The organism is Mucilaginibacter sp., assembly GCF_025362475.1.
GTDB lineage: Bacteria > Bacteroidota > Bacteroidia > Sphingobacteriales > Sphingobacteriaceae > Mucilaginibacter.
The window spans coordinates 20,641-33,234 of record NZ_JANYGH010000019.1; the positions used below are offsets into that span (position 1 = coordinate 20,641).

The 12,594-nt window shown below is 40.2% G+C and carries 14 protein-coding genes; 7 read left to right on the plus strand and 7 right to left on the minus strand.

Annotated features, from left to right (window positions below; translation table 11 throughout):
- The 6 genes from Q0R88_RS07290 to Q0R88_RS07315 form a co-directional block, all read right to left on the minus strand.
- Entirely contained in the window at window positions 1-471 is a 471-nt protein-coding gene (locus tag Q0R88_RS07290; protein ID WP_295714381.1) for a hypothetical protein, read from the minus strand.
- Between the two features lie 4 nt (window positions 472-475).
- Window positions 476-895, minus strand: coding sequence for a hypothetical protein (locus tag Q0R88_RS07295; RefSeq protein WP_295714384.1), 420 nt, complete (start codon window positions 893-895; stop codon window positions 476-478).
- Window positions 892-1,206 (minus strand): helix-turn-helix domain-containing protein, encoded by a 315-nt coding sequence (locus Q0R88_RS07300; RefSeq protein WP_295714387.1) that lies wholly within the window; start codon window positions 1,204-1,206, stop codon window positions 892-894. Before Q0R88_RS07300 ends, Q0R88_RS07295 begins: the two co-directional genes overlap by 4 nt.
- A gap of 54 nt (window positions 1,207-1,260) precedes the next feature.
- On the minus strand, window positions 1,261-2,097 hold the full coding sequence (locus Q0R88_RS07305) for an AAA family ATPase (protein ID WP_295714390.1): 837 nt from the start codon (window positions 2,095-2,097) through the stop codon (window positions 1,261-1,263).
- A gap of 77 nt (window positions 2,098-2,174) precedes the next feature.
- Window positions 2,175-4,310, minus strand: coding sequence for a transposase family protein (locus Q0R88_RS07310; protein WP_295714393.1), 2,136 nt, complete (start codon window positions 4,308-4,310; stop codon window positions 2,175-2,177).
- 25 nt (window positions 4,311-4,335) lie between these two features.
- Window positions 4,336-4,533, minus strand: coding sequence for a hypothetical protein (locus tag Q0R88_RS07315; protein ID WP_295714396.1), 198 nt, complete (start codon window positions 4,531-4,533; stop codon window positions 4,336-4,338).
- Window positions 4,534-4,631: 98 nt separating this feature from the next.
- Between Q0R88_RS07315 and Q0R88_RS07320 the strand changes: the two genes are divergently transcribed.
- The 5 genes from Q0R88_RS07320 to Q0R88_RS07340 all read left to right on the plus strand — a co-directional run bounded on the left by Q0R88_RS07320 (window position 4,632) and on the right by Q0R88_RS07340 (window position 9,035).
- Entirely contained in the window at window positions 4,632-5,321 is a 690-nt protein-coding gene (locus Q0R88_RS07320) for a helix-turn-helix transcriptional regulator (protein WP_295714399.1), read from the plus strand.
- 348 nt (window positions 5,322-5,669) lie between these two features.
- Window positions 5,670-6,239 (plus strand): RNA polymerase sigma factor, encoded by a 570-nt coding sequence (locus Q0R88_RS07325; protein WP_295714527.1) that lies wholly within the window; start codon window positions 5,670-5,672, stop codon window positions 6,237-6,239.
- Window positions 6,199-7,011, plus strand: coding sequence for a hypothetical protein (locus tag Q0R88_RS07330; protein ID WP_295714403.1), 813 nt, complete (start codon window positions 6,199-6,201; stop codon window positions 7,009-7,011). The genes Q0R88_RS07325 and Q0R88_RS07330 overlap by 41 nt, the downstream gene beginning before the upstream one ends.
- 30 nt (window positions 7,012-7,041) lie before the next feature.
- Window positions 7,042-7,869, plus strand: coding sequence for an outer membrane beta-barrel protein (locus Q0R88_RS07335; protein ID WP_295714404.1), 828 nt, complete (start codon window positions 7,042-7,044; stop codon window positions 7,867-7,869).
- Window positions 7,870-8,036: 167 nt separating this feature from the next.
- Window positions 8,037-9,035 carry an ABC transporter ATP-binding protein gene (locus tag Q0R88_RS07340; RefSeq protein ID WP_295714407.1) on the plus strand — a complete coding sequence of 333 codons (999 nt, stop codon included), beginning with the start codon at window positions 8,037-8,039 and terminating at the stop codon, window positions 9,033-9,035.
- Between the two features lie 153 nt (window positions 9,036-9,188).
- On the opposite strand, the gene hemA is transcribed toward Q0R88_RS07340, so the two are convergent.
- Window positions 9,189-10,415, minus strand: a complete 1,227-nt coding sequence (hemA, locus tag Q0R88_RS07345) for a glutamyl-tRNA reductase (RefSeq protein ID WP_295714410.1) — start codon at window positions 10,413-10,415, stop codon at window positions 9,189-9,191.
- Between the two features lie 166 nt (window positions 10,416-10,581).
- On the opposite strand from hemA, the gene Q0R88_RS07350 reads away from it, so the two are divergent.
- Together Q0R88_RS07350 and Q0R88_RS07355 are read left to right on the plus strand one after the other, a co-directional pair.
- Entirely contained in the window at window positions 10,582-10,965 is a 384-nt protein-coding gene (locus Q0R88_RS07350; RefSeq protein ID WP_295714413.1) for a MauE/DoxX family redox-associated membrane protein, read from the plus strand.
- A gap of 90 nt (window positions 10,966-11,055) precedes the next feature.
- Window positions 11,056-12,582: a bifunctional GNAT family N-acetyltransferase/carbon-nitrogen hydrolase family protein gene (locus tag Q0R88_RS07355; protein ID WP_295714416.1), complete on the plus strand. Its 1,527-nt coding sequence runs from the start codon at window positions 11,056-11,058 to the stop codon at window positions 12,580-12,582.
- Window positions 12,583-12,594: the final 12 nt, after the last annotated feature.

Here is a 12,594-nt window from a genome sequence, read left to right on the forward strand (position 1 = left end):
TCAAACGGTTTGTAATTTTAATTCGTTTAAAAGTTCGTTTACTGCCTTGTCGGCTTCTTTGTTCAGCTTGGTTTTTTTATTGTTTCTCACTATACCCTCAAACTGGCGGTGTACCTTTTTGAGTTCATCTAATGTCATTTCGTTAAGTGGCTTTTTAACCGCTCCGCGCTCTTTAATAAATAGGTTAAGCTTAACGGGATTTAATTTTTTATCCTCGGCGGTATCGCCGTATATAATACCCGCTTTATAACCAAGCGAGAATATAAGCCGCTTTTGCTTTTCCAACGGGTCGTAATTTGCCAGCTTGCCTATAAGGTCGCGCGCTTCGTCTATGTACAGTTCCTTTGCACTGGTAGTACGGCCACCGCTATAGGCCGAAACTATTTTAGCCTTTTCGCTTTTTTCACAAACGCCTATGTTTTGCAACATCACGTTTATTTTTATTATTTGGGCTTTTGTTGCTTTTGTCATGGCTTTAGTTATTTTCAGGAGTGTATATCACTTTTCCGTATTTGTCAAGCTTAACCAGGTTTGCGTTAAGCATTCTTGCCGCGGCTGTATTTTGATTAATCAAAATTGTTTGCAGTAACCTGGTGCCATTGGTGTGGCCGCCGTTTAAAAACAACAATCCGGTAAGCGCGTTGCTGTGTGCCATAATCGGGGCCGATACCGGCGCAGCTTTGGCGTTAATTTTTTTGGCAAGGTCTATTTTCATACCTATGGTATTAACACCTAATTCTTTTAGCTGCTGGTAAACCGATAGGTTTTTGTTATCAAGCATGGCATACAAAAGCACCTCGGTACATACCTCGGGCAATTTGTATTTAATGCTTATTTCCCTTGCTTCGTTCACGTAAGTTTCAACTTCATTAACTATGGTGTCTATTACTATCATTTTGGTGTACTTTTAAATTGTTTTAAATATTGTTCGGAAGGGTTTATAATCTGTTGGGCTATTTCGGGGTAATGGTCGCTTAAGTACGCTTTAAAGTCCTCTACCACTTCAGCACGGCTTACTCCCATTCCTAATATTATTAGTTGCCGTTCCATCCGCTTATCACTTTGCAGGGCTTTCCAATTGTATTTTTTTATCCATCGGCGCACCTGCTTTTCATGTACGCCCGCTTCGGTGGCAGCGGCAAGGGCGGTGTAACCCTTATCTATAAATAACCCCCTTGCCTTGTTGTATTGATCTGTTTTGTACATGGCTAAAGTGTTATAATGCCCCTCTAATGTTTTTTAGCTTTTTTTTGTAATTACTCATGCCGCATCCCTTTCGTTTACAATGGCGTTATAAAGCAACCGGTAGTTTGATAGCTTGCAAAAATCTTTAATGGTATCATCATCGGTTACGCCGTTGGCTTTGCATATGGCGGCTATTTCTGCCTTTGATGGTTTGGTTAATTCATTCCAGTTAACTACCCGGCTATAAAATTCAGGGTACCCTGTTTTATCCTTTTCTACTGCCTTTTCTACATTCTTTTTAAAATATTCACAACCGGCCATTAAAATACCAGCGCTGTAAAGCGTTGCATTGCGGATGTCGTGCAAATCCAATAAAACATTGGTAGACAATTTACCGGCTTCGTCAATTATCAGCAAAGGCGGCTCGCTATGTTGGTTAAGCTGCTTACAAATAAGTTTTACCATTTCGTAAACCGACCCCATAAAGTTGTGGCCCATTTCCGATAGCACTTCATATAAAAATTGCTTCCTGTTCATGCTGTTTTTACACTGCACGTAGTAAACATTTCTTTCCCGGTTGTAATAATCCTTTAGCGCCTCTGTTTTGCCCGCACCAGTAAACCCTATTACAGCATTTAAAAGGCTTTTGCTTTGGGTTTCCCTACAGGTATTTTGTACACTGTTAAAGTTTACCGTGCCCAAAATTTTAAAGTCGGTACCGGCTTTTAGATGGCTTATAATGCCTTTTAATATTTCGTCTGATAATTGGTCGTGTTGGCCGTTTTCTATGAAGCTTAAAACCGCTCCCGATACTTCAAGCTTCTTTGCAAGCTTATTTTTGCTCATTCCTTTTTGCCCGGCAAAATCGTTGATAAGCTGGCGCGCTTCTTTCATTAATTTTTCTTTTTGCATCTTTGGTTTACTTTAGTTTAAATGGTATTTAATTACTGTTTAAATGGCTGTTAGGCTGGCGGGCTTAACAGCTTTTTTTATACTCTTTGCGTTCCTACTACTTCAAGTGTGGCAGCTACTATATTTTTCTTTGCGTGCCTTTCCTGTGCTTTTTTTTTCTGCTTATCAATGATTTTAATATTTGACGCTACAGGCTCGTAAGGCACTACTTTTTGCTGATTGATATTTTTTTGCTGGTAGATATATTCTAAGTCCTTTTGTGTTTCGGCATTGTTATACAATTCCTTATTAACTTTAAAAGGGTCTAATAACTCCGCAAAATCCGCGTCATTTTCGGCAGCTTTAAGCATGATATCATTAGCTTTTCTTTTGGCGGTAGCGGTCATAGCCTCATTGTGGCTACTTTGTTTGATGATGTTTAATACATCACCTTCTGTTTGATTGGCTTTGGCTTGTACAATGTGTATTTTGGGTTTACACTCACATATATAATCGCCGTTCAGATCAAACAGGTGAACGCTTTTAAGATCGTTTTCATCGTAGAATACATTAACCTTTTGATTATTGTACTTTAGTCCTAAATCGTGACTATACAGATCATATATGTGCGTTTGCTTTTTAATATCAAACTGTATTTCGCTTTTAACAACCTTAATTTGTTTGGAGTGCCAAAACATTACTGCTAAATCAGCCTCACATATTGCGGCGATATTGGGCTTTTCGCTCTCGTTAAAGGCATCAAACGGCGCGAGCCTATCATCTACAGGTTTGTTATTGTAAATACTGATTAGTTCAACCATTATCGTTACAATCGATTCATAGTTGTAAAAACCTTTAGCTTTTTTGATGTCGTTAAGATGTTTGGTATCAATGCGCCCATTGTCCCGCCGTGATCTAATCCCCTCGCCAATGTAGCCATCTATCATCCGTTGGCAACTTGATTGTAAGGTATTTATAACGCGTTCTATATTGCCTTTTTGCTGCGGCTCTCCTTTGGTGGTAGTGGTAAGGCGGCAACCTCTAATCTCTAAACGTTCCTTTAACGTTTTATACTCGCTGGTTTTAGTTACACTGGCCTGATCGCACATCAATTCATAAGGCAATAAGCTTTCCCGGTAAAAGGCCATTTTAAAGGCTGCAAACCAGTTAAATCTATCTTCACTTTCTGCGAAATCGTAACCGACAATCTTACCGCTCATTACATCCATTATTAAGAATATATTCAGCTTTATATCTTTCGTTCCAGCTTCATTTCTACTAAAAATTTGAATGGGTGTACCGTCTCCATAATACAAGTCACCGGCGTAAATAGCCTTTTCACGGCGGGTATGCGGTTTTACAGTGCGTTTGAAAAAATCGGGATTGCGGAAAACAGCAAGTGTATTTTTTACCTCTTGGCGCGATAAGTATTTACTTACCGTATCATACTTAACCGGCTTTTGTTTTTTAGCCAGGCATTCGGCAAAAAGCAATTCGTGTATTTGCTTATGGGTGTACTGGTTGCCATCCATATAGTATTTTGTAATGGTGCCTTTATGCCAGTCGGTAAGCTTTACAAGATATTCGCGGGGCTTGCAGGCAAACGCATGTAATAGGTTAAGCCCGTTTTTAGGTATATCGTTTATCTTTTGCCTGAATTTTTCGGGATTTTTTAAAGAGTGTTTTATATCGGCACAATTCAAATAAGCTTCGTGCAGTTCTGATATTTTATAACCAACAACCTGACCGCGACCTGCTTTCAGATCGGCGCAGCAAAGCAAAACGGCATGTGTTTTTGATAACTCAATTACTTTGGCACGTTTTACATTTTCCTTTTTACCGCTGATTTGTTTATTATAAAAAGCGCAATGCTTTGTATAACCATCGGTGGCGGCCCCCTTTATACAGCGGGTTAAAGTATCTTCTTTAAACTCAATTTGCTGTTGTTGGGTGTAGGACTTTTCTAATGCAGCATCGTGCTTTATTTGATCGATTAAAGTGGCGACCGGTGGCAACGCATACTTTAAAATTGTTTGTTTTGGAATAGTAGAATACAGAATATTAATTTTCCTACCGTCCAAAGGGTCCGGCTGATTTATCCATGATATCGACTTTTCTGTAGCGTTTGACCGCATACAGTTTGCTAAAATACTTTTGGACGTAATTTTATCACCAGTTAGTTTTATTAGTTCGCTAACAGAAATTAATACTTCTTTATAACCTTGCCTTTTCATTAATTAGGGATTTAAAGTAAAAGGTTTATCCAATTCGTTTTAATAGACTATTTTTCTTTTCAGATAGGTCGGCCACAATTTCTAATACTGCTAATTCGACTAAAGGATTATCGGATTTATCATTTAACCAGTTAGATACTGTAATTCTGTTAACACCTGCTTTTTCGGCTATTATTTTAGCGTAACCGTGAGGTATTTTAGACTTTAATTCTTTGCGTGTCATAACTTTTATTAGTTTTGTTATTGAATAATGAACAAATATTGACATTAATAATAACAATTACAACATTTAAATAATATTTGTTATTTAAAATATCATTTATGGGAAATCCGGGTTTACAAATTAAGAAGCTAAGGCAGTATTTTAATTTAACGCAAGATCAATTCGCTGTCATTTCGGGAACTAAGCGTAATAGCATAGCTATGATTGAATCCGGCAGGAATAAGCCAACTTTTGAACTTATAGCAGATATTTCGACCGTTTTTAATCTTAGTGCTGACTTTTTTTTAAGCGATGACAACCCAGCCGCTTTTGAATCTGCATTTGAATTTATCACAATCAAGAAAAAAGGCATTGAAAATAACAAATCAGAAGACATTTTAAATGTTACAGTAAAGCATAGTAATGATGTTACAGTAAACCGTAAAAAGGATAAAAAGAATAAAGAATTAAGCTTACTAATCGACGATATGAGCACCGACGATATAAACCAATCCTTAGTGAAAGTGGCTCAATCAAATCTATTATATATCGAATTTCATTTGATGGATATTGAACTAAACTTAAAGTTGCTGCGTGAAAAATTAACCGGTGATAAGTTTGATAGAAAACAATATGATGAATCGCTTAAAAAGATTACAAATGCCTGTAAGACACTAAAAAATGTAATCAAAAGCGGTTACACAAGTAACGCCGCTATAGTAGGCTTTTTACTCAACCAAGACGAACTAATGCGGGGATTACTTGATAATATTCGCGAATTATCGAAAGATTTGTACCTAAATAATTAGGCAAATGGTACACATGCCGCTTTCCTACCTTTTTAATTACTTTATTATGGTAGTGAAATTGAACCAAATAGTAGATAACCTACTTTTTTAACTACCACTTTATTTTACTCCTCAAAAATAAAAAACCGCTCTGATTATCTCAAAACGGCCTTTTTCGTACAGATTTCGGACTTTTTTATATTCTCTTTATTCCTACTTTTTAAAATACCCCCTATATATGGTTAGTATTTTCTTCATTATAAATAAAGATAGCTTACTTTATAGGATTAAAAACAGCGCCCAACAATTAAAAAATATTTCATACCCCATGCAACCATTTAGCCTCTGCTTCCATCTTAATTTTAAATGATGTTTTTGGAACCTAAATATACTCTTGAACAATTGGTGGACCGCTGCAAAACCGGCGACCGCAAAGCACAGGAATTGTTGTATAAACAATTGGCTGGCAAAATGCTGGCTGTGTGCATGCGCTACGCTACCGACAGAATGGAGGCCGAAGACATGTTGCAGAATGGGTTTATAAAGGTATTTCAAAAAATGGTTGACTATAGAGGGGAAGGTTCGTTTGAAGGCTGGGTAAGGCGCATTATGGTACACAGCTCCATTGAATACTATCGCAAGCATCATAAAATGATGCAGATGGTTGATATGGGCGATGCAGATACAGAGCCTTCAGTTAACCCGATAGCCGCTGCAAACCTGGATGCCAGGGTGCTGATGGAACTGATACAACAACTGGCGCCGGGTTACCGCATTGTATTTAACCTGTACGCGTTGGAAGGTTATTCGCACAAGGAAATTGCCGATATCATAGGCATTACAGAAGGAGCTTCAAAATCGCAGCTATCAAGGGCGCGCACAATATTAAAAGAACAAATTGCAAAAATGGAGGGTAAAAGTTATGGATATGCAGGATAAGGATCTGGATAAATTGTTTCAATCGGCATTGGACGGTTATGAGATAGAGCCATCTGCAAAAGTGTGGAGCGGCATTACCGAAGAATTAAATGCAGGTAAACGTAAAAGATCACTGGCACCTTTCCTGAGCGTTGCCGCGGGTGTAATATTATTAGCAACCGCCGGGCTGCTATTTATCCCGAAGGAAGTTAAGGTAACCAAATCAAAAGCTGATGGAGTGGCTGCTATTAAACAATCATTAAAACCCGCTGCCCCGGTTGCTGCAACTGTTGCTGATGCACAGCCTGCTAATCAGCCAAACAAAAAGAACGTGATTGCAGTTATAGCCCCGGCAAATAGTTTAGCAGGCATCAAAATATATAAAGCACGCAGGAAACCGGTTATCGAAAAAACAATTATCGCCGGGCCGGCGCAAACACAGGATATAGTTAAGCAGAATGATCAGCCGGTGTTAGCTTCGGCTACGCATAAGCAGGAAGTAATAAAGCCCGTTGTACCGGATACGGCAACCAAAATAATGGCAAAACATATTGAGGAGGTCCCGGTTTTTGCAAGTACACCGCAGGTAATACCAACACAGGTTGCTACTGCCAATAAACAAGCGCCTGCCAAAAAACACAAAATCCGCAGTTTGGGCGATGTGTTTAATGTAATGATAGCGGCTGTTGATAAACGCAAAGACAAGATTATTGAATTTAGCAATACCGATGGTGACGATGCTACCATAACAGGCGTAAACCTGGGCATCATTAAAGTGAAGAAAGAAAAATAAAATCTAAAGAAAAATATATACACAAATAATATGAAACGCCTTATTTTCACAGCAATGCTATGCATTGCCGCAAGCTATAGCTTTGCCCAAACCACCCCAACCGACTCAACTAAAAGCACCACAGATACCGTTGTTACAAAAAAAGGATTAAAAGTAAAATTTGGTGTTGGCCAGGATGTGCCTTATGTATCGGTAAATGACAATGATACTACCTACCACCAGCACTCAAAAGCACCCGGCTTTTCCTTTGGTATTACCTTTTCAAGGATCGATCTTGGTTTTGCCACCTTGATTGATAACGGCAGCTTTACGTTATCTGATAAAAACAAGTTCCTGAGTTATCGCCAGGCCAAAACCGCCAACTTTGGTTTTGATGTGGTACAGTTCGGCTATCGTTTCAACAGTGCCTTTAAAATCTATGTTTCCGGCGGGTTCGACTGGACCAACATCCGCCTGCGCCAGGATATTACCATACAACGCAACGCGCCGGTTTTAACCTTCGTGCCGGATAGCATCCACTTCAGCAAAAACCGCTTTTCATCAAGCTACTTGCGCATACCACTGTCGTTTTACTACCGCAGTCATGAGGATAGCCGGGGCAACTATTTCCGCCTGGTGGCCGGGCCAGAGGTTGGCATCTTGCTGAACGGTCGGGTAAAACAGATAAGTGATGAACGTGGCAAGCAAAAGTTTGATGATGATTATCACTTTGCCAAACTGCGTAAAGGAGTGTTCGTCCGCATGGGTTATGGCATCATGGGTATTTACGCCAAATACTACTTTAACGATATGTTTGAGAACAGCCCCGATCAGCAAGGCTTAAAGAACTTCTCATTTGGATTGACGCTGGGATTCTAATACACACGAATTTCACGAATTAGGTCGAATGTTCACAAATCCGCTTGTAGCAAAAATTTGTGAAATTCGCTTTGGTTCGTGAAATTCGTGTGTATTAAATTCGTGTCAATCAAATTTGTGTAATTCGCCTCAATTCGTGCCATTAGTGTTTACTATCTTTGCCTACGATGTCAGACACTCCTTTTTTGCAGGCAATTGCGGTAAGTAAAATATATCCCGGTAAACAGATGGCCGGTGTTAAAACCACGGATATAACTATTGAGCCGGGCAAAATAACGGCTATTATAGGCGAAAGCGGCAGCGGAAAAAGCACTTTATTACGGTTACTTTACGGCTTGCTTTCCCCGGATCAAGGCACGGTTCTGTTTAAAGGTGAACGCATCTGGGGGCCCGAAGAAAAACTGATCCCCGGTCATGACGCCATGAAAATGGTTACCCAGCATACCGATGATTTGAACTTGTTTGCCAAAGTTTGGGATAACGTTGCCGCTATGTTGCCGGCAACCGATCTGAAAGCCAAACAGCAAAAAACCGAACATGTATTAAAGCAGCTTAATATGGCCCACATGGCCGATAAGCGCGTGGCCGACTTAAGTGGCGGCGAGAAGCAAAGGGTGGCCATTGCAAGGGCTATAATTACCCGTCCGCAGGTGTTATTGCTTGATGAGCCCTTTAACCAGGTGGATACTTCATTTCGCGAGGGATTGCAGCATGATATCAGGCAGATAGTAAAGGAAATTGGCCTAACTGTAATCATGGTATCGCATGACCCGGCAGAAGTGCTCTCCATGGCTGATAAGTTGGTGGTCATCAAAAACGGGCAGATTGTAGAGCAGGGTCCTCCTAAAACACTCTACCAAACTCCACAGAACTTGTATACTGCGCAACTGCTTAGCAACTGCAATATACTTACTGCCCCCGAAGCCAAAAGCTGCGACATTAAAGCCACTAAAGATTATGTGGTGGTTTACCCTGAATGGATTAAAATAAAGCTCATCACCAAAACAAAAAACTGGACCATTAAGGAGGTGCTCTTTAAAGGTTCTTACGAAGATCTGATCCTCCAAAATGGCGACATTCTGCTGCGCGTTATAAACGACGTGCCTGGTGGTTATAACGAAGGGGATCTGGTATCTGTACGGGTTGGAAAATGGCTGGAATATTAGGAAGATTGACCACGGGCACTACTTTTTTCACTACGCCCGCGATAAATTAGTTTTAGGAATAGCCAATACATCTGCTGATAATCTCAGCACACACATTTAATTTGAGCAAAAGCTTGCCTTAAAAAATCGGTTATAAAAGGTAAGGGTAACCTATCAATTTTCGTTGATCAATATATCCTTAGCCATAATCATAGGCACACTGATATATTTTTTCTCCATGTAATTGATCACCTTCTCCAGTATCTCGCGCGATTGCTGATCCATACCCTGTACCTCATCGGCAAATACGGAATTGATGGCGGTGTTGCGGATCTCCTTGATTTTTTCGGGTACCTGGCGCATGGCTACTTCAATACGGCGTTGTTTTAACTGGGTTAAAAACTCGGCAATATTTTGTTCAATAATACCTTCGGCGTGTACCAGTTCATGGTAACGTTCCTGCAGGTTGTGTTTGGCAACCTCGTTTAATGAATGTACCTCGATAAAGTTAACGGGAAATTGCTCCAGCACTTCGGGCGCGGTATCGTTAGGAATGGCAAGGTCAACTATCGTTTTTTTGCCTGCTTCACCGTTTAACAGTGTTTTGTATATTTCGGTAGTAATGATAGGCTCAACAGCCGATGTGCAGGTAATAATGGCATCAAAGCCTTTACTATATGTTTTTAAAGCTTCTAAATCAAAAGCTTCGCCGTTCAAATCATCAGCCAGTTGCTGTGCTTTTGATACCGTACGGTTAAAAACAGCAAAGTTGCTGAATTTATGCTTTTGCAGGTATTTTGAAATATTGCGGTTGGTTTCGCCGGCACCTATGATAAGTACACGGGCATTGGAGCAAAGATTAAGATCTTTAAGCTTGCGGTAAGCTAACGAAACAACCGAAATTGGATTTTTTGAAATATTAGTGTGGGTATAAACCTCTTTTGCCGTTTTTACCACACAATTCATGATCATGCGCATGCCATCACCGGTTAAACCAGCCTCTTTGCAATGCTCATAAGCTTTACGCAACTGAGCAAGTATCTCCTTTTCGCCAACTATCAAACTCTCCAATGAGCATGAAGTGCGCAAAAGGTGAACCATGGCTTCCTGGTCTTCATAAATAGAAGCGCCATCCATAAACGTACTTAACGAACTTTCACACAGCTCGGTATTAAAGGCTTCAATAAACCGTTTAGCAAAATCCTTATCAACCACCTGTGGGGTAGTCATAACAAATTCCACACGGTTACATGTAGCCAGATAAAAGATTTCTGGTATCCCAAATTGAGTTTTAACCTGTTGAAGTTTTTCCGTCAGATTTTCCTGGCATACCACCAATCTACCTATTTCCTTCAGTTCAATCTGTTTGTGTGTAAAAGCAATAACCTTTAAATACTTCAAAGCAGTTTTAAATTTGACCGAACAAAAATATCACTATAAAAGCGGAGCAATGTCAACACTTTGTCAAAGAGGAGTATTTAGAATTGTTATAAATTAGGAGAAATGACCCGAAAACAACATTAAAACTGCTTAAAACAATATTTAACAAAATATTGTATATTGAGTAATGCGTTTGATAAAAAATATGAGCCTTTTGATATTGATAATTGGCTATACTTTTACAGGCGTTAATCATTTCAGAAATCCGGCTTCTTATTATCCAATTATTCCGCATTATTTGCCCTACCCCGTATTGATAAACATACTGGCAGGTGTATTTGAAATAGTATTTGCCATGATGCTGATATCACACAAAACAAGGCCATGGGCTGTTTATGGTACTATATTAATGCTGGCAGCTTTTTTGCCGGTTCATATTGGGATGGTAGCTAATGCGCCTTTTAAATTAGGTAACATAACCGTAACACCATTTATTGCCTGGGCACGTTTAACTTTACAACCGGTATTGATGTTGTGGGTTGCGTGGCATACAAAAACATCATTAAACTAAATAATTAACATATGATTTCCCGCACATACGCTTGCTGATTTTCATTGAATCTTCTCGCCCTTACGGAAAAATCAAGATATATATACTATTATGGATCTGCAAAGTGTTGAAATGCGTAACCTGGAAGTACAGGATTACCAGGAATTAAAAAAATCGATGAAGTCGGCCTATATAGATATGGATGAGGACTATTGGGACGCCAATTCCATAAAAAAGCTCATCAGGATATTTCCCGAAGGGCAGATCTGTGTAACGGTTAACGGGGTGGTGGTAGGTTGCGCGCTTGCCATTATGGTTGATTACCAAAAGTTTGGCGATAACCATACCTACAAACAAATCACCGGGGATAGTACTTTTAAAACCCATACCGATAAGGGCGATGTATTATATGGTATTGATATATTTATACATCCCAATTATCGCGGCCTGCGTTTAGCCCGCCGCCTTTATGATGCCCGCAAGGCCCTGTGCGAAAAGCTGAACCTGAAAAGTATCATTGCCGGCGGCCGCATCCCCAATTATCAAAAATTCCAGAACGACCTTACGCCGCGCCAATACATTGATAAGGTAAAGTATAAAGAGATCTATGATCCCACCCTTTCTTTTCAGCTGGCGAATGATTTCCATGTACGTAAGGTATTGAAGAACTATTTACCAGAGGATAGCCGGTCAAAAGGTTTTGCTACGCTGATAGAGTGGAACAATGTGTATTATGAGGAAATCAGCTCGGCCATTAATCAAAAAACAGTAGTACGCATTGGCCTGGTACAATGGCAGATGCGCCCCTATAGCAACATCAGCGAATTGCTGAAACATGCCGAATACTTTGTTGACGCCGTGAGCGATTACCAGGCAGATTTTATACTATTCCCCGAATTGTTTGGCACACCACTAATGGCCGATTACAACCACATGGATTCGGCAAAGGCCATGCGCGAGCTGGCCAAGTACACCCAGCCCATTATAGAGGAGTTTTCAAAATTGGCGGTATCCTACAACGTGAACATTATAGCGGGCAGCATGCCTACAATTTTCGAGGAATCGTTGTACAATGTATCCTATCTTTTCAGGCGCAATGGTAGCATGGAAGAGGTTTACAAGATTCACCCTACCCCGGCCGAGATCAGCTCATGGGGTATCCGGGGTGGCGATGAAGTGAGGGTTTTTGAAACCGATGCCGGTAAAATAGGTATCCTGATTTGTTATGATGTGGAGTTTCCCGAATTATCACGCATATTGGCCAGCCAGGATATGCAGATCCTGTTTGTTCCGTTTTTAACCGATACGCAGAACGGCTATAACCGGGTTAAATTTTGCTCGCAGGCCCGCGCTGTTGAAAATGAATGTTATGTAGCCATTGCCGGCTGTGTAGGTAACCTGCCCAATGTAAACAACATGGGTATCAGCTACGCGCAATCGGCAGTATTTACACCATCTGATTTTGGTTTCCCTACCAACGGCATCCAATCAGAAGCCACACCCAACAGCGAAATGATTGTAATTGCCGATGTGGACCTATCCTTACTGGATGAGCTTCATGAGTACGGCAGCGTACAAAATTTAAAAGACAGGCGCACCGATCTTTATAATATTACTTTTAATGGAAAAAAGGTGTAATAACATGTTGTG